Source organism: Acaryochloris sp. 'Moss Beach', from assembly GCF_021497025.1.
GTDB classification, from domain to species: Bacteria; Cyanobacteriota; Cyanobacteriia; order Thermosynechococcales; family Thermosynechococcaceae; genus Acaryochloris; species Acaryochloris marina_A.
Map to the genome: position 1 here is coordinate 5,606,378 of NZ_CP071717.1, position 17,569 is coordinate 5,623,946.

The window sequence follows — 17,569 nt, forward strand, 5'->3', positions numbered from 1 at the left end:
CAGGGTAAGCGCAAGAAAATCAAGCCTCTGAAAGGCTAGACTGTAAAGGAAGAGAAGCGCCTAGAACTTTGAGCATATACGCTTCATCCATGCTCGCCCGTTTTAGTTTTTGACGGGTACTTCGCTTAAAGGACGTTTCTTGATTGAGAAGGTTGATGCTCCAGCGTCTCAGGATGGCCATGTTTTCCGGCGCATGTCCTGTGCGAATGCGGCTAGCATCTTCGCCAAAGGTCACGTCTAAGACCCAGTGGAGTTGGTTCTCAATCGACCAATGCTGGCGGATGGCTTTGCCCAACTGCTGAGCATTTGGCGGTAGAGAACTGATATAAAACATCACCTCATAGGTGGTTTTGTTCCACAAGTGACGGGTTCGAGCGACCTTGACGATGGTTTGCAAGCCCTTCCACTGCGCCTGCTTGTACAGAGGACCCATCTGTTGAAGGGACACGGCCCAAACTTGTCGTTTTTCGCGACGATGGTGCCCTGCTTCCACCCGCGCATCATAGCTGTGCTCAATGCACTTAAACTCATTCGCTTCAGCCGTTTCAAACCATTGCTCAACCTGCTCAAACAGCGTGGGATGATTCTCCTTGAGGGCCAGCACATAGTCAGCCTCTTTAGCTTGAATGTGGCGGGCAATCTCGTGCTGAGTTCCCATTGCATCAATGGTAATAATGCACCCGGCAATGTCTAATAGCTCTAGCAGTGCTGGAATAGCGGTAATTTCGTTACTCTTGTCTGCAACTTTGACCTGTCCTAGAAATAACCGATACTCACTGGCCCAAGCACTGACCAGATGCAATGCGGATTGGTCTTGATTGCGATCATAGGAACCTCTGAGTTGTTTGCCGTCAATCGGTATCACTTGAGCGCCGAGGGTTGTCACTACCTGATCCAACCAGTGATTGAAACTCCGTTCAAAAGCGGAGGGGCAAATACGCTCAAACACTCGTCGATAGGTGTCTGCTGTCGGCATCCCAGACGGTAGGCTCAGAAAACTCGACAACCAATCTTGATGGCTTAGACCATAGGTTTCAATGTCTTCCCACCCTTGTGCGCCACCTAAACTTGCCAATAGTCCAATCACGACGATGCTGACAAACGGATGCTGGACACCTTGGCCTCCCCGTGGATCAGGCAAATCTTCAAAACACTCGGACAACTGTTGATAAGCCTGATCGCAATCACTGGCAGGCAGGAGTGACGAGGATGAGTCAGTGGAAGCTGGTGAGGAAGGCGGCTTGCTGAATCCTGTAGCCATGGGGAAACCCTTTTAACAGAATGGAGTTCCATAGCATATTACAGCTTCATTTTTCTTGCGCTGCCCCTGGTTCCACTAGGCGTTTTCTGAGTTGTTTGAGCAGTCCTGATTCGCCCAGAATATCCTCTGGCTGTGGATTCTCTCCAATGAGTTCATCCAATAGCTCATCAACTCGATTGGGTACTTGTTTCTTTCTAGACATGATGCGGTCTCCTGGTGTGTTTGGATTCTAGACCGCTTACACAAAACTCTGATCAGTCTCCCTGGGTGGAGCGGATGGATTTCTCTCACGTTTGATAGATCCGATCTGAACCCATCTGATACCCCAATTCCTTTGAGGATAAAATGACGCATCATTACGACATCATCATTATTGGCACTGGAGCTGGTGGAGGCACAATGGCACGTGCATTAGCCCCTTCGGGTAAGCGCATTCTCATTTTGGAGAAGGGAGGCTTTGTCCCCCGTGAGATGGCGAATTTTGACCCCCATGTTAACTGGGTGGAAAAACGCTATACCCCCAATGACACCTGGTACCACCAAAACCAACCCTTTCGTCCCAGTCATCCCCATTACTATGTTGGGGGCAATACTAAGTTCTATGGTGCAGCTTTGTTTCGCCTCCGAGAACGTGACTTTGAGGAGGTTGAACATTATGATGGCCTCTCCCCAGCATGGCCCATTTCCTACGCCGATCTAGAACCTTACTATGCTCAAGCTGAACAGTGGTACTACGTGCATGGAGAGGCGGGAGCCGATCCGACTGAACCGCAGCGCAGCGCTCCCTACCCTTACCCGCCGCTACAACATGAGCCCCGCATCCAGCGACTCAATAATGATCTAGAGAACACGGGACTGCACCCCTTTCCCATTCCAATGGGGATGCGCATGAACCATGATGGTGAGGAGGGGGCGACCAGTAGCTTAGATTTATGGCCTCAATTTGATGGTTATCCTGATCCCTATGAAATCAAGACAGATTCTCATATTGTCGGGGTACGTCCTGCTCTGGAATACGACAATGTAACCCTCAAAATCCATAGCCCAGTTGAACATCTAGTCACCGATGCCTCAGGCCAAAAAGTCGAAAAAGTTGTCGTCAAGACTGAGGCAGGGGAACTGATCGAATATACGGCTGGGCTGGTTGTGGTCGCAGCAGGAGCCTTGGGATCAGCCCTATTGTTTTTGCGATCGCAACATCCGAAACATCCCAATGGTTTGGCTAATCGGACTGGCCTAGTTGGCAGAAACTTTATGGGCCATAACAATGCCACCCTCATTGCCATTAGTAAAACACCGAATGATGCCACGTTTGAAAAGACCCTTGCTTTAGCGGATTACTACTGGGGAGATGATCACTTTAAATACCCCATGGGTTTGATTCAAATGCTGGGCAACTTCAATGAAGCCCTAATGAAGCTAGAATCCCCAGAACCAATAGCGGGCATGACCCATGCTGAAATGGCCTCCCATTCCTTAGACTTTTGGCTGCAAAGCGAAGATCTACCCCGGATCGAAAATGGGATCTCTTACAACAGCCAAGGCCAGATTGTCTTTGACTATCAAGCCAACAATGTGGAACCTGCCAAGCAGCTGAAGCAGCGACTCACGGATTTTCTGGACTGTATTGACTGTCACCCTGGCACCCATAATGTCGATCTCTACCTCGGCAGTATGGTGGGCATCCCTTTGGGGCATACGATGGGGACTCTGAAAATGGGTACGGATACCAGCCAGTCAGTTCTAGACCCTTACTGCAAAGTTCATGATCTCGATAATGTCTTTGTGGTTGATGGCAGCTTTTTTGTCTCAGCAGGAGCAGTTAATCCAACCCTCACCATCATTGCCAACGCCCTAAGGGTCAGTGATTACATCCTCAAAGATTTTGCCTAGAAGTTTCTAGCTTGTTGGACTTCAGGGTTTCCTGTAACCCTGTATCTCACACCCTAAGGAAGCCCTCACTGTACCCCTGAAAGTTGTAGCAAGTTCTTGGTATCAATAATGCCCAGGAGTGATCTATATTTCCAGTCAATGTCTAGGTGGTCAGGAGAGGAGCATGGGGCGATTAACACTAGGGGTGGCGAAGTCCTCCAGGCTGGTGAGGGGAAAAGCAGTATTTACTGACATAACTTCCAGTAGTATCCACTGGGCAAGATGGTCTGAATTGGGCAAAGGGCTGGAAATATTTAGCTAACGTTCATCTGCCCTTAAGTTTGCTGCAATATGCTCACTCTCAGCTTCTTGCTCAATGCTAGTCGTTCAATCTCAGACGGGTTCAATCTTACATATTCTAATTACGCTTAACTCTTGAGGAGATCTAGAAGGATGCAACGTTTGCAAAATCAAGTCGCACTCGTGACTGGGGCCAGTTCTGGTATTGGTTCTGGTGTCGCAAAATCTCTAGCAGCTGAGGGGGCCAAAGTAGTGGTGAATTATGCCCGCAGCGCTAAAGGTGCAGAAGCGGTTGTGGAGGAGATTACAGCCCAAGACGGAGATGCGATCGCAATCCAAGCCGATGTGAGTCAAGAAGATCAGGTGCTCAAGATGTTTGAGCAGATGTATGACACCTACGGCACCATTGATATTTTGGTCAATAATGCTGGACTCCAGAAAGATTCTCCTTTCACTGAGATGTCTCTGGAGGATTGGAACACGGTGATCAATATCAATCTCACGGGGCAGTTTTTATGTGCCCGAGAAGCGGCCAAAGAATTTATTCGGCGGGGTGTGGTGCCTCAAAAATCTTGCTCAGCCGGAAAAATTATCTGTATGAGTTCGGTCCATGAGGTGATTCCCTGGGCAGGTCACTGTAACTATGCCGCCTCGAAAGGAGGGATTATGCTGCTAATGAAAAGCATGGCTCAAGAATTAGCTCCTCACAAAATTCGCGTCAATAGTATTGGTCCCGGTGCGATCAAAACGCCCATTAATCAGAGTGCCTGGGACACTCCCGACGCGGAAGCCTCCTTATTAACCTTGATTCCCTATAACCGCGTTGGTGAAACCGTTGATATTGGTAAAGCGGCAGTCTGGTTGGCCTCCGACGAGTCGGAATATGTCCATGGCATCACCCTGTTTGTTGATGGCGGCATGACTTTATATCCTGGCTTTGCAACAGGGGGTTAGGGGATGACAAATCGATTATCCACGGACATGGCCCTTCATTTTGGTCGAGAGATCTGTGGCGAATTACCATCGGCTTCCACTCGTGAATGGCTTGTCACGAATGGGATGGGCGGATATGCCGCTGGTACAATATCTGGTTTACTCACCCGGCGCTACCAGGGTCTATTGATTGCTGCCCTGAAACCACCCCTAGAGAGAACTCTATTGCTTACCAAGCTGGATGAAACCTTGGTGTATGGGGGACGAGACTATCCCTTGTCGACCAATAGTTGGACTTCCGGCACGCTCCATCCCCAAGGGTACAAACAGATCGAGCATTTTCGGTTAGAGGGCAGCATCCCCTGTTGGACCTATGCTTGTGCCGATGCCCGACTAGAAAAGCGAATTTGGATGCAGTCTGGGGCGAACACCACCTATATTCGCTATACCCTCCAACGCAGTAGCCTGCCCATTACCCTGTCGATGGAAGCCCTAGTGAATTACCGGGACCATCATGGTGAGACCCAGGGTGATACGTGGACCATGCAGATTATTCCCCAGCTTCAAGGGATTCGTGTGGAAGCCTTTCCAGGGGCAACGCCCTTTTATATCTGGGCAGATCGGGGAGAAGTCACCGTTCACCATGATTGGTATAAGGACTTTGAACTATCAAAAGAACGATTCCGAGGGCTAACGGATCGAGAAGATCACCTGCATGCTGCCACTTTGAGGGGTGTGCTCCAGCCTGGAGAGACCTTTACCGTGATTGCCACGACTGAGGGGCACCCCAATTTGGATGGAGAACAGGCGCTGTTCGAACGACGAGCTGATGAACAAGCATTACTGAATCACTGGCAAGCAAAGGGTTTAGGAACGGCTTCAGATTCGCCTCCTTGGATTCAGCGGCTGGTATGGGCTGCCGATCAATTTATTGTGAATCGCCCCTTAGCAGAAGACCCAGAGGGGAAAACGGTGATTGCTGGGTATCCCTGGTTTGGAGATTGGGGCGGGATACGATGATTAGTCTACCGGGGCTGACGATTGCTGCGGGGCGGCCTGAATGGGCCGGAAAAATTATTCGTACCTTTGCCCAATACCTCGATCAAGGCATGCTCCCCAATGTCTTTCCTGAGGTGGGAGAAAAGCCGGAGTACAACACCGTCGATGCTATCCTCTGGTACTTTGAAGCCATCCGCGCCTACTATGCGGCTACTGAGGATCAAACGTTAATTCGTCAAATTTTTCCGGCGTTAGTAGACGTCATCGAGTGGCATCAGCGGGGGACCCGTTACAACATTCACCTAGATGAGGATGGTTTGCTCTATGCAGGAGTGCCAGGTGCCCAACTGACTTGGATGGATGCCAAGATTGGCGATTGGGTGGTGACCCCACGCATGGGCAAGCCCATTGAGATTAATGCTCTTTGGTACAATGCCCTCCAAATCATGGCCCAATTAGCTCAGGTTGTGGGTCAACCCCAGGAGGACTATATCCGTCTGGCGACACAAACCCATCGAGGGTTTCAGCGATATTGGCAGCAAGAGAAAGGCTACTGTGTTGATGTCCTAGATGGCCCAGAGGGGGATGATGATTCCCTGCGGCCTAATCAAATTTTTGCGGTTGCTTTACCCTATGGGGATCTGGCAGGGCCACCCCTTTTATCGGCTCAGCAACAACAGGCAGTGGTGGATACCTGTAGCCGATCCTTGCTGACATCCTATGGGCTTCGATCTTTAGCTCCTGACCATCCTGACTATCAAGGCAGCTATGGAGGAGATTCGCTTCAACGGGATAGTGTGTATCACCAAGGTACAACCTGGGGATGGTTAATCGGGCCTTTTGTGCAGGCCCATTTGCGGGTATATCAAGATTCTGACCAGGCCCTGTCGTTTCTACAGCCGATGGCAGATCACCTACACAACCACAGCATGGGAAGTCTCAGTGAAATTTTTGAGGGCAATGCCCCTTTTCGCCCTAGAGGATGTATTGCCCAAGCCTGGACGGTGGCTGAAGTGCTGAGGGTATGGCAGGTCTTACAAAGGCATACCCATCATTCATCCCCTTCTCCATTGATCCGTTGAGCATCCATAGCTCAGAACGTTTGGTCGACATAAGTACACCTCTATCTTGATTAGGACTATGAACCCAGAACAGCAAAGGCTCGCTGACGAAAAAGCCCAATCGACACCTTGGAAATCCTGGGGACCCTACCTGAGTGAACGCCAATGGGGCACCGTCCGGGAAGACTATAGCGATTATGGGGAAGCTTGGGATTATTTTTCCCATGATCAAGCGCGCTCTCGTGCCTATCGTTGGGGAGAAGATGGTCTGCTGGGTATCTCGGATCAGCAGCAACAGCTTTGTTTTGCCTTGGCCCTATGGAATGGCGAAGACCCCATTCTGAAGGAACGGTTATTTGGCCTAACAGGGAATCAGGGCAACCATGGCGAAGATGTCAAAGAATATTATTTCTATCTAGACAGTACGCCTACCCATTCCTATATGAAAGGGCTGTATAAATATCCCCAGGCTGCTTTTCCCTATGAGCAATTGGTGAGGGAGAATCAACAGCGGGGTCGAGGGGAGCCAGAATTTGAACTATTAGATACGGGAATATTTGCCGAGAATCGGTACTTTGATGTCGAGGTGGAATATGCCAAAGCCAGTCCCGAGGATATTCTCATTCGCATCAATATTTCCAATCGCGGTCCTGATACCAAGGTTCTGGAGGTTTTACCCACTCTTTGGTTTCGGAATACCTGGGCGTGGGGCGACGAGGCCCAGAAGCCGCATTTACATGGGATCGCATCTAATATCGTCCAAGCCGATCACCCTAAGATGGGCCAGCGGTGGTGGTATTGCAGCGATACGCCTAATTTACTGTTCACGGAAAATGAAACGAATACCCAGCGACTATTTGGGCTGGGGGGGAGTCCCTACGCCAAAGATGGCATCAATGATTATGTGGTCGGTGGGCAAAGTGAAGCCGTCAATCCGAAACAGCAGGGCACTAAAGTGGCGGCTGGGTATCGCCTCCACATTCCACCGGGAGAAACCCAATCCATCAAGCTACGGTTGAGTGATCAGTCCGGATTAGCCGCCACCTGGGAGCAGGATTTTGATCAGATTTTTTGCGATCGCATCCAGGAATCGGATGATTTCTATGGGGCGATTACCCCCGCTTGTCCCTCCAAAGATCTCTGCAATATCCAGCGACAAGCTTTTGCTGGCATGTTGTGGACCAAGCAGTTTTACTATTTCTCGGTACAGGAATGGCTAGGAGGCGATCCAGGGCAGCCCACCCCACCTGCTTCTCGCATCAAAGGCAGAAACCACCAGTGGCCGCACTTCCAGGCTGCGGATATTATCTCCATGCCGGACAAATGGGAATATCCTTGGTTTGCAGCTTGGGATTTGGCTTTCCATGCCATTCCCCTGGCCGTCGTTGATCCAGAGTTTGCTAAGCATCAGCTCGACCTGATGACCCGAGAATGGTACATGCACCCCAATGGTCAGTTACCGGCCTATGAATGGGCCTTTGGCGACGTCAATCCCCCCGTCCATGCCTGGGCCACCTGGCGGGTCTATAAGATCGATCAGAAACGAACCGGGAAAGGAGATCGGGCCTTTTTGGAGCGGGTTTTTCAGAAGCTGCTGCTCAACTTTACTTGGTGGGTGAATCGCAAGGATAACGAAGGCAATAACGTCTTTGAAGGCGGCTTTTTGGGGTTGGACAACATTGGTGTCTTTGACCGCAGTGCGCCTTTGCCGACTGGGGGCTATATCGAACAAGCCGATGGCACCAGCTGGATGGGCATGTTTTGCCTCAATATGCTGACGATGGCCCTGGAGCTGGCCCAGGAAAACCCAGTCTATGAAGATATGGCTACCAAGTTCTTTGAACATTTCATCTATATTGCTGAGGCCATGAACCACATCGGCAATGATGCCACCCAGCTCTGGGATGAAGAAGATGGCTTTTTTTACGATGTTCTCCATTTCCCTAATTCAGAGCGACTGCGGTTGAAAGTGCGATCCATGGTGGGATTGATTCCCCTGTTTGCAGTGATGACCCTGGATGAAGACCACTTAGACAACGTACCTGCGTTTAAAGAGCGGCTGGAATGGTTTATTCATCACCGCAACCACCTACAAAAAAATATTGCCTGTACGGAAACCCGAGGGGTCTCGGCTCGTCGTTTGTTGGCATTGTGCTACGTCACTCCCGGCCAACAGGTGGAAACGGATCGCTTTCGGCGTATCCTCCACCGGTTACTAGATGAAGCAGAATTTTTCGGAGACTATGGCATTCGGGCCTTATCCCGTTTCCATGCCGAGAATCCCTATGTGTTTGACGTCAATGGTCAACAGCATCGGGTGGACTATGAACCTGCTGAGTCGAGCAGTGGCTTATTTGGCGGTAACTCCAACTGGCGCGGCCCCATCTGGTTCCCTGTCAATTTTTTGATTATTGAATCCCTGCAAAAGTTCCACCACTACTTAGGGGATGACTTTCAGGTGGAATGTCCTACGGGATCGGGGCAGATGATGACCCTTTGGCAGGTGGCAGAAGAGATTTCTCGGCGGATGATGCGAATTTTCACCCAAAATGACGCAGGCCAGCGGCCAGCCTATGGAGCAACAGACATATTTCAAACCGATCCATACTGGCGAGATTTAATTCTATTTCATGAATATTTTCATGGTGACAATGGGGCCGGGATCGGAGCCAGTCATCAAACGGGTTGGACGGGATTAATTGCCAAACTGATTCAGCAGAGCGGCAATACCCTATGATTCAAACCTTTAAAGACCATTGGCCCAACTATTTAATCGAAGGGTGGGGCTTAGGCACCTTTATGGTATCGGCAGGTGTGACGGCTTCTCTCCTCTATGCGCCGACATCCCCGGTGTTGCAATGGTTACCCAACCCCTTCTTACGAGATGTGATCATGGGGGTGACGATGGGATTGACTGCGATCGCAATTATTTACTCTCCCTGGGGCAAACGTTCTGGGGCTCATATCAACCCTGCTGTCACCCTCACTTTTTTTCACCTCCACAAAATCGCTCTCTGGGATGCGTTGTTCTATATTCTGTCCCAATTTCTAGGGGGATGGCTCGGGGTCTTACTGGTTGTAGCAATTGTGGGAAATCCCTTTACAGATCTACCCGTCAACCATGTGGTGACTATTCCGGGTGTATGGGGCTGGCCAGCGGCTTTATTCGCAGAATTCGCCTTGTCTTTTGGTCTGATGATGATGGTATTAGTGACCAGTAATCGACTCGCCCTCTCCAAATGGACCGGGATATTTTCAGGGATGTTAGTCGCCTTCTATATCATTTTTGAAGCACCTATCTCTGGCATGGGCATTAATCCAGCTCGTACCTTTGCCTCTGCATTACCTGCACAGGAGTGGACAGGTTTCTGGATTTATTATCTGGCTCCACCCTTAGCGATGTTATGTGCGGCTGAGATTTACCAAAGGATCACAGGTCTACAATCTCGCTCCATCTGCTGCAAACTTTGCCCCAATGGAGAAACATCCTGTATCAGTGCCAATTGTTGTGGTCAATGTAAGCAATTGGTGCGGCCTTGGCATAGCCCTGCAGAACCTCTCGATTGACTTAACCCGATGACAGATTATGACGACAATTATGGGTGCTAGTGGTGGAATTTTAACCCACCGCTTAGCCTCTTCTGGCAAGACGATTCTTGTTTTAGAACGGTGTTCTTTCCCCCTCGGAAAAAGGCCAGCTGGAATAAATGTCTTCTATAAGGATCGCTGCCATACGGATCAAACTTGGCAGACTGCCAGTGGACATCTTCTGAAGTTTGGGACCTTAAATTCAACTATTTTGTCTGGAGCTATCCGATGACCTCTCGCATTGCTTTCTATCGACATTTCGTATTAGTCGGGCTCTCGCTTGCTATTGCTGCAAACGTTAATGTGCCGATTGAGGCTCAGACTCAGGAGGCTCGAAATTCTCCAACAATTGAACTAGCTCAAGCGCAGTCTATTTCGGTAAAAGCAGTTGCTGATGTTGGCATGACGGTCTCTGATATGGATCGATCCGTTGCCTTTTATCAAGATGTATTGTCTTTCCAAAAAATTTCAGATGTTGAGGTATTTGGAGCTGAATATGAACAGCTTCAAGGTATTTTTGGCTTACGGATGCGAGTGGTCAAAATGCAGCTTGGCCAGGAAGTGATTGAGTTAACTGAATATCTAACGCCTAAAGGCAAGCCGATTCCTGTAGATTCCCGTAGCAATGATCTTTGGTTTCAGCATATTGCGATTGTGGTGAAGGATATGGACACCGCCTACCAACATTTACGTAAACATAAAGTTCAGCATGTTTCTACGGGGCCACAACGTCTACCCAAGACGATTCCTGCAGCAGCAGGTATTGAAGCCTTTTATTTTCAGGACCCCGATGGCCATAACCTAGAGGTAATTTTCTTTCCCCCAGATAAGGGGGATCCACGCTGGCAACAACCGACCCAATCGTTATTTTTAGGTATAGATCATACTGCGATCGCTATTTCTGATACCAACACCAGTCTCCAGTTTTATCAGGATGTTTTAGGTTTAAAGCTTGTGGGTCAAAGTGAGAATTTTCACGACTTGGCAAAGTTTCCCATTGAGGCCATCAATTTATGTCGCTAATGGTGTTAGTTGCGTCATGCTTGTTTCAGGTTTGTAGCGTAATGAGCAACGTCAACAATGCTTCCTTTTGTCGGCATCCCCAACACGATTAAGCAGGGCATGAGCGCTTACCGCGACTTATTTCCTCGACAAGCCGGATTTGAGCATGTGAGCCGATACCTCAGTGGCTTACTACTCAGTGAGAACAAAACATTGCAAGGGATTCACAGTCAGTTTGTCTCGACAACCGAGCAGCCCCTTTCAGGTCGTCGAGCAATGCACGCCGGGGTGTTTGAATCGCCATGGGAGCAGGAGGCATTGATGGTGCGCCACCGTCTACAGGTATCACAGCATTATGCCCCCAGAGCACGTGTAGTGATTAGCCTAGATTGGACACTGGGACATCACGAACGGAGCAAACAGATTTTTGGGGTCAAACGTCAGTACGATTATGTTGATAATTGCATGAGCTGTTATCAGACGATTCTGACCGCAGTGGCGGCAAATCGAGTGCGACAAGATGGGATAGGCGTCGCCGTGCAAGCGGCCCAGTGGGAAGCCGCAGAACTGGAGTATCTGAAGATGACCCGTCAAGGCGAGTATGAAACTATCGCAGCGGCGATGGAGCGATTGAGTGAGTTGGTGGCCTACCAGCATAATCGTGACGCCTATCAAACGCGAACGGAACTGCTGAGTGCCATGATTGAGCAAATTGAAGGGGAAGGGCAGTTTCCGACAGCGGATTATGCTTTTGATGCAGGCGTATGCGCAGCGGACTTAACGACCGTCATTGAAGGATTCGGCAAGCATTGGGTGAGTGAGCTGGCGTGTAATCGTTCCGTGCTTTGGTTCAACCAATGGACTCGCATTGACGCAGTGGCTCAACAACTTCGTAGCACCTCTGGCCAGTCGTTTCGGCACTACCGCATTCATCAACGCAATGGCGAAGTGAAGGAGATTTGGGCCTTTAGCAAAGTCGTACGCCTCAAAAAAATCGGACGCAAACGGATTGTCATTGTTCATGAAACGGAGGATTTGAATGATACCCCTCGCTTTTTTAGTGACTGACGCGCTGCACTGGGATGTCTCGCGCATTGCCATCACCTGGAGCTATCGCTGGCCCTGTGAAGTTTTTCATGAGTTTACCAAAGGCATCTGTGGCCTGGAATCGGCTCAGCTACGCAACGAGGATGCGGTCAAACGCCACATCGCTTTAAGTTGTCTGGCGCAGTCGTTGCTCCAGGATGCGCCTGTCGCTGGGGGGAACATCTGAAAAATTTAGCTTTGCAAGTAAAACGCCAAGCATTGGCCAGAAGCTCTACGGATTGACTCGTGAGGTTTTGCATCCGCTCGTACAGTTTTGTCAATCACTCTTTGAACAAGGCCAATCTGTCGAGCAAGTTGTGGAGGTGATAATGCCAGCCTAGACCTAATTATCCCTCTATAAAAATAAAGAAGTTTGCCAAGTCGTGAATTTTGGGACTGAGCAGGAACATTTGGGCGCTTTTGAAGGATGTAGGAGGGGTACTCTTCAAGAAAAAGGGACGAGATAATGATCCCGACCCCATTCAAAAAAGCACCATGACTTTACCCCAATTAGAGGCTCTATATCCAGAACATGCAGACTGGTCATCCTACTGCCAGCAATTGCACCAAGCCAGTAATCTGTCTGCGATGGTTCTCATTGCTCTGCAATTAGGACTCCTGTTTGCCCGCCTGACCTTAGAGACACGACTTGGCAAAGTTTCCCATTGAGGCCATCAATTTATGTCGCTAATGGTGTTAGTTGCGTCATGCTTGTTTCAGGTTTGTAGCGTAATGAGCAACGTCAACAATGCTTCCTTTTGTCGGCATCCCCAACACGATTAAGCAGGGCATGAGCGCTTACCGCGACTTATTTCCTCGACAAGCCGGATTTGAGCATGTGAGCCGATACCTCAGTGGCTTACTACTCAGTGAGAACAAAACATTGCAAGGGATTCACAGTCAGTTTGTCTCGACAACCGAGCAGCCCCTTTCAGGTCGTCGAGCAATGCACGCCGGGGTGTTTGAATCGCCATGGGAGCAGGAGGCATTGATGGTGCGCCACCGTCTACAGGTATCACAGCATTATGACCCCAGAGCCTGAGGGGGCGACATGAAGACTACAACCCAGCACAGACAAGCTCCATCGCTCTCATCCCCCGTTGATACTCAGGTAGCTTATTGGGAGAGAGTTTCATTAGCTCATCCACCAATCGAGCCAGAACTCCATCCCCCGTTATGGCCCACAGATGAGCAGATAGTCCGACTCGGAATGCACTATGACGCTTGTTCGGTGAAGTGGTGGATTCGGGTCTAGTAATATAGCGCTGTAGTCCTTTTTGCTTGAGATTTTGCCCTTGCAGTGCCGCACTGGTATAGGCAATGGCAATCACAATAACGATAGCCACCAACCGTTCTTGCATGGCTTGAGAGCCTTCGAGACAATAGCCTCCTTGCTTGAAGTCCCGAAACATTTCTTCGATAGAGAAGCGTTTTTTGGTAGCTGACGATAGCACTATTGAGGTCACAGAAGTTGGTGAGAATAAACCATGCTTCATCAGGTGCAAAGCCCTGATACCGTCGTTTCCACTTGGCTGCTACATTGAAAGTTCCAAAGCCTTTAGCCTGAGTGACGTGCACATCATTGAGAAATAGCTTTTGACCTGGGACAAGGCCAAACTGTTGGAGTTGTTGAGTAAACTGCTGGGCCAGAGCCACTTCGGTATTGCGCTTGAGTCGCAGACAAAAGTAGACCTTCTGTTGGCCTAACCACTGCCCCCAGCTTGACGGAACAAAACTCTCGGTCACCGAGGATGACCAGACGATAGGCTGATAAATGGCGGATAACTTTGCTTAAAACAGCGGTTTGCTCGTCATAATTGCTGCTGCCCTTTTTGCAGAGGGCTTCACACCATACGGGAATAGCGCGATGTTGCCAGACCACGCTGACCATCAATAGATTAATCACTCCCCAACTCGTACGGTCGATGACGACATAAAGCTGGGAGCCTTGAGGATACTGCTGGCTCAGCCACAGCTTAACCAGCGGTAGCCAAAGCGTTTCAAGCTCAAGGGTCGGTAAGGATAAGAACCGTTGGATTTTTTTTCGGCGACTGTCAAAAAGAATCGGCAGTGGCAGCCCTTCTGCTAGCGTCTCGATTTTGACGCAGCGAAGTGTTTGTAATAGATGAACGAGGATCTCTAGGAGAAGATACTGGGCAGGAGACAGTTGACGGCGTAAATGAGGTTGGTATAGTGGCAATATCATTGTCAATAAGGTGAGCTGGAGATACATCATTTGCAGCCCATCTTTTTTCTTATCTATCTGGTTATTGCACGAATAGCAAGAGGTTTACGGCGCATGTCGCCCCTTCAGCCCCAGAGCACGTGTAGTGATTAGCCTAGATTGGACACTGGGACATCACGAACGGAGCAAACAGATTTTTGGGGTCAAACGTCAGTACGATTATGTTGATAATTGCATGAGCTGTTATCAGACGATTCTGACCGCAGTGGCGGCAAATCGAGTGCGACAAGATGGGATAGGCGTCGCCGTGCAAGCGGCCCAGTGGGAAGCCGCAGAACTGGAGTATCTGAAGATGACCCGTCAAGGCGAGTATGAAACTATCGCAGCGGCGATGGAGCGATTGAGTGAGTTGGTGGCCTACCAGCATAATCGTGACGCCTATCAAACGCGAACGGAACTGCTGAGTGCCATGATTGAGCAAATTGAAGGGGAAGGGCAGTTTCCGACAGCGGATTATGCTTTTGATGCAGGCGTATGCGCAGCGGACTTAACGACCGTCATTGAAGGATTCGGCAGAGACTGATCAGAGTTTTGTGTAAGCGGTCTAGAATCCAAACACACCAGGAGACCGCATCATGTCTAGAAAGAAACAAGTACCCAATCGAGTTGATGAGCTATTGGATGAACTCATTGGAGAGAATCCACAGCCAGAGGATATTCTGGGCGAATCAGGACTGCTCAAACAACTCAGCAAACGCCTAGTGGAACGAGCTTTGGCAGGTGAATTGACTCATCACCTGCATCAATCCTCCGTCGATGAGCGTTCTCATGGCCCTAGAAACAGTCGCAATGGTTACTCGAAAAAGACCGTCCAGACTGAACAAGGAGAGATGGACCTATCGATTCCTCGCGACCGTTGCAGTGAGTTTGAGCCTGTCCTCGTGCCCAAAGGCCAGCGACGTATCGCGGGACTCGACGAGAAAATCATCGCCTTATATGCTCGTGGCATGACCACTCGTGATATTCGAGCTCAATTGGTGGAGCTGTATGGGGCCAATATCTCTGAGGGTCTGATTAGTGACGTCACCAATAGTGTCATGGAGGAGGTTAAAGACTGGCGCTCAAGACCATTGGATGAGGTGTATCCGATTGTCTATCTCGATGCCCTGTATGTGAACATCAAAGTCAATGGCCAAGTCAGCAAGCGAGCCGTCTATGTCGCGCTAGCGGTAACTGTGGAGGGAAACAAAGAGCTGTTGGGATTATGGATAGGGGCTGCCGAGCGGGAGGGAGCAAAATTCTGGCTTTCAGTGCTCACAGACCTTAAAAACCGAGGCGCTCAGGATATCTTGATTGCTTGCTGTGATGGTCTCAAAGGCTTTCCCCAGGCGATTGAATCGGTCTATCCCGATACTCAAGTTCAAGTTTGTATCGTTCATCTCATTCGCAATAGTTTGCGCCATGTGCCTTGGAAGGAAAGTCGAGCCGTAGCTGCAGACCTCAAGCCCATTTATCAAGCGGCCACTTTGGAGGAATCTGAGGCTGCCTTGGATGCGTTTGCCAACAAATGGGACCAGACGTATCCTGGCATCAGCCAAATCTGGATACGGCATTGGGATAATATTGCTCCGTTGTTTAAGTACCCAATGGCCATCCGAAAGGTTATCTACACCACTAATGCCATTGAGTCGCTCAATCGCTCACTGCGAAAGGTGATTAAGACCAAAGCTGTCTTCCCGAATGAAGAGTCTGTCTACAAATTGATGTTTCTGGCGATGAGGAATATCTCGAAGAGATGGACCAGACCGATTTTGAATTGGAAGGCGGCGCTGTCCCATTTTGCTATTCTGTTCCCAACACGATTCAACTATTGAATACGTTACGGCTTACACAAAAATCTAAACACTCTCCATCCGCTCGTACAGTTTTGTCAATCACTCTTTGAACAAGGCCAATCTGTCGAGCAAGTTGTGGAGGTAATAATGCCAGCCTAGACCTAATTATCCCTCTATAAAAATAAAGAAGTTTGCCCGCCTGACCTTAGAGAAAGCACTCAATACTCGTGCGCAATTTCCCACGATTTGGCCAGATTGTTCAGTCTGTGGACGACATATTCGCTCCAAAGGATTTCGGTCTCGCCAGATGAAGACGCTGGTGGGTCAGATCGCCTGAAAGCGAAGAGTCGGGCGTTGCCCCAATCAAACCTGTAAGGTGAGTCTCAGTGTGCCCTTAGATCAAGCGTTGGGTATTGCTCCTTATCAATCGAGTAGTGAAGAACTGATACGTTTGGGATGCTTGATGAGTATTGTCATGCCCTATGAACTATCGAGTTGGATGCTGCATCAATGTACCGGAATAGCGGTGAGTGCGAGTACCTTGTGGTCTTGGGTTGCGCATTATGGACAACAGTCTCAATCCCGATTAAGGCAACAACTAGAGCAGTTCCTCCGAGGAGTATGTCTGTCACCAGACACCTTGGAGGAGATGACCGCCATGCTCCGTCTTGCTATTGCTGCTGATGGGGTGATGGTGCCTTTTCGACCGAAGCCTAAAACCGCTAAAGGTAAAACTCGATGGCGGGAAGTGAAGGTCGGTCTATTTGCTCGCTTAGGACAGCATCTAACCCGGTCTGGAAAACAAGTGACTCGATTATGTCATCGTCGATTAGTAGCTGTTTTGGGGGATATTGATACCTTTATTCCTCTCATGCAGATGGAGGCTCAACGACAATCCATTGACACTGCTCCCCAAGTCATTTGGTTGAGTGATGGCGGACGGGGATTCTGGCGGGTCTACCGTCAGTGCTTTGCCCATTGTGCGATGGGTATTCTCGATTTCTATCATGCCGCTGGACATCTGTGGCGAGCGACTGCAGCCTTATTCGATTGTCGGTCCCCTGAGGCTAAAAATTGGTTCAAGAACTGGCGGTCTCTACTCAGACATGGGCAACATCACGCTGTACTTAAATCCTTGACTGCCCTGGTCACTACAGATATTCCGCAGGGCAAAGATTTAGAGACACTTATCCAGGTGCACACTTATTTCCAAACCCATCATCGACATATCCGCTATCAGGATTTTGAGAAGGACCAATGTCCACTTGGCAGTGGCATGATTGAGAGTGCTTGCAAGTGGCTGATTCAACAGCGCTTTAAGGGAGTGGGGATGCGATGGAGTGAGGATGGATTCAATCATCTCCTTCACCTGAGATTGGATTGGGTGAATCAACGCTTTGATACCTTATTCCCCCATGTCCCAACGAGGTAAATTCAGGTCTCCCAC

Annotated in this window: 14 protein-coding genes and 4 pseudogenes; 14 read left to right on the forward strand and 4 right to left on the reverse strand. The window is 49.5% G+C overall.

All coding sequences use genetic code 11. The features are described 5' to 3' along the window. Positions 1 to 19: 19 nt before the first annotated feature. Both HRE53_RS26175 and HRE53_RS26180 read right to left on the reverse strand, forming a co-directional pair. Positions 20 to 1,261, reverse strand: a complete 1,242-nt coding sequence (locus HRE53_RS26175; RefSeq protein ID WP_235108550.1) for an ISAs1 family transposase — start codon at positions 1,259 to 1,261, stop codon at positions 20 to 22. Positions 1,262 to 1,313: 52 nt separating this feature from the next. Further along, positions 1,314 to 1,463: pseudogene (locus tag HRE53_RS26180) on the reverse strand (IS256 family transposase); the annotation flags it as partial. Positions 1,464 to 1,606: 143 nt separating this feature from the next. Here HRE53_RS26180 and HRE53_RS26185 point away from each other — a divergent pair. The 11 genes and pseudogenes from HRE53_RS26185 to HRE53_RS26235 all read left to right on the forward strand — a co-directional run bounded on the left by HRE53_RS26185 (position 1,607) and on the right by HRE53_RS26235 (position 13,144). Beyond that, on the forward strand, positions 1,607 to 3,154 hold the full coding sequence (locus tag HRE53_RS26185) for a GMC oxidoreductase (protein ID WP_235108551.1): 1,548 nt from the start codon (positions 1,607 to 1,609) through the stop codon (positions 3,152 to 3,154). Positions 3,155 to 3,586: 432 nt separating this feature from the next. Beyond that, positions 3,587 to 4,387: an SDR family oxidoreductase gene (locus tag HRE53_RS26190; RefSeq protein WP_235108552.1), complete on the forward strand. Its 801-nt coding sequence runs from the start codon at positions 3,587 to 3,589 to the stop codon at positions 4,385 to 4,387. Between the two features lie 27 nt (positions 4,388 to 4,414). Continuing rightward, positions 4,415 to 6,447 (forward strand): annotated as a pseudogene (locus HRE53_RS26195) (amylo-alpha-1,6-glucosidase). Between the two features lie 58 nt (positions 6,448 to 6,505). Then, positions 6,506 to 9,163 (forward strand): MGH1-like glycoside hydrolase domain-containing protein, encoded by a 2,658-nt coding sequence (locus HRE53_RS26200; RefSeq protein WP_235108553.1) that lies wholly within the window; start codon positions 6,506 to 6,508, stop codon positions 9,161 to 9,163. Next, on the forward strand, positions 9,160 to 9,993 hold the full coding sequence (locus HRE53_RS26205) for an MIP/aquaporin family protein (protein ID WP_235108554.1): 834 nt from the start codon (positions 9,160 to 9,162) through the stop codon (positions 9,991 to 9,993). Before HRE53_RS26200 ends, HRE53_RS26205 begins: the two co-directional genes overlap by 4 nt. A gap of 19 nt (positions 9,994 to 10,012) precedes the next feature. After that, the gene (locus HRE53_RS26210) at positions 10,013 to 10,246 is read left to right on the forward strand and encodes a hypothetical protein (RefSeq protein WP_235108555.1); all 234 of its coding nucleotides are present in this window, start codon (positions 10,013 to 10,015) and stop codon (positions 10,244 to 10,246) included. Continuing rightward, positions 10,243 to 10,989: pseudogene (locus HRE53_RS26215) on the forward strand (VOC family protein); the annotation flags it as partial. The gene HRE53_RS26210 and the pseudogene HRE53_RS26215, both read left to right, overlap by 4 nt. A gap of 105 nt (positions 10,990 to 11,094) precedes the next feature. Beyond that, the gene (locus HRE53_RS26220) at positions 11,095 to 12,084 is read left to right on the forward strand and encodes a transposase (protein ID WP_235108557.1); all 990 of its coding nucleotides are present in this window, start codon (positions 11,095 to 11,097) and stop codon (positions 12,082 to 12,084) included. Next, positions 12,056 to 12,289, forward strand: coding sequence for a hypothetical protein (locus HRE53_RS26225; protein ID WP_235108558.1), 234 nt, complete (start codon positions 12,056 to 12,058; stop codon positions 12,287 to 12,289). Before HRE53_RS26220 ends, HRE53_RS26225 begins: the two co-directional genes overlap by 29 nt. A 308-nt stretch (positions 12,290 to 12,597) precedes the next feature. Beyond that, a complete protein-coding gene (locus HRE53_RS26230) occupies positions 12,598 to 12,771 on the forward strand; it encodes a hypothetical protein (protein ID WP_235108559.1) in 174 nt (57 codons plus the stop codon). 79 nt (positions 12,772 to 12,850) lie between these two features. Continuing rightward, positions 12,851 to 13,144, forward strand: coding sequence for a hypothetical protein (locus HRE53_RS26235; RefSeq protein WP_235108560.1), 294 nt, complete (start codon positions 12,851 to 12,853; stop codon positions 13,142 to 13,144). A 16-nt stretch (positions 13,145 to 13,160) separates the two neighbouring features. On the opposite strand, the gene HRE53_RS26240 is transcribed toward HRE53_RS26235, so the two are convergent. Continuing rightward, entirely contained in the window at positions 13,161 to 13,568 is a 408-nt protein-coding gene (locus HRE53_RS26240; protein WP_235108561.1) for a hypothetical protein, read from the reverse strand. Between the two features lie 113 nt (positions 13,569 to 13,681). Continuing rightward, positions 13,682 to 14,308: a hypothetical protein gene (locus HRE53_RS26245; protein WP_235108562.1), complete on the reverse strand. Its 627-nt coding sequence runs from the start codon at positions 14,306 to 14,308 to the stop codon at positions 13,682 to 13,684. A gap of 124 nt (positions 14,309 to 14,432) precedes the next feature. On the opposite strand from HRE53_RS26245, the gene HRE53_RS26250 reads away from it, so the two are divergent. From HRE53_RS26250 to HRE53_RS26260, 3 genes and pseudogenes are all read left to right on the forward strand, one after another. Beyond that, positions 14,433 to 14,870, forward strand: a complete 438-nt coding sequence (locus HRE53_RS26250; protein ID WP_235108563.1) for a hypothetical protein — start codon at positions 14,433 to 14,435, stop codon at positions 14,868 to 14,870. Between the two features lie 52 nt (positions 14,871 to 14,922). Then, positions 14,923 to 16,161: an IS256 family transposase gene (locus tag HRE53_RS26255; RefSeq protein WP_235106803.1), complete on the forward strand. Its 1,239-nt coding sequence runs from the start codon at positions 14,923 to 14,925 to the stop codon at positions 16,159 to 16,161. Between the two features lie 313 nt (positions 16,162 to 16,474). Further along, positions 16,475 to 17,554, forward strand: a pseudogene (locus tag HRE53_RS26260) (ISKra4 family transposase); the annotation flags it as partial. Between the last annotated feature and the right edge of the window lie 15 nt (positions 17,555 to 17,569).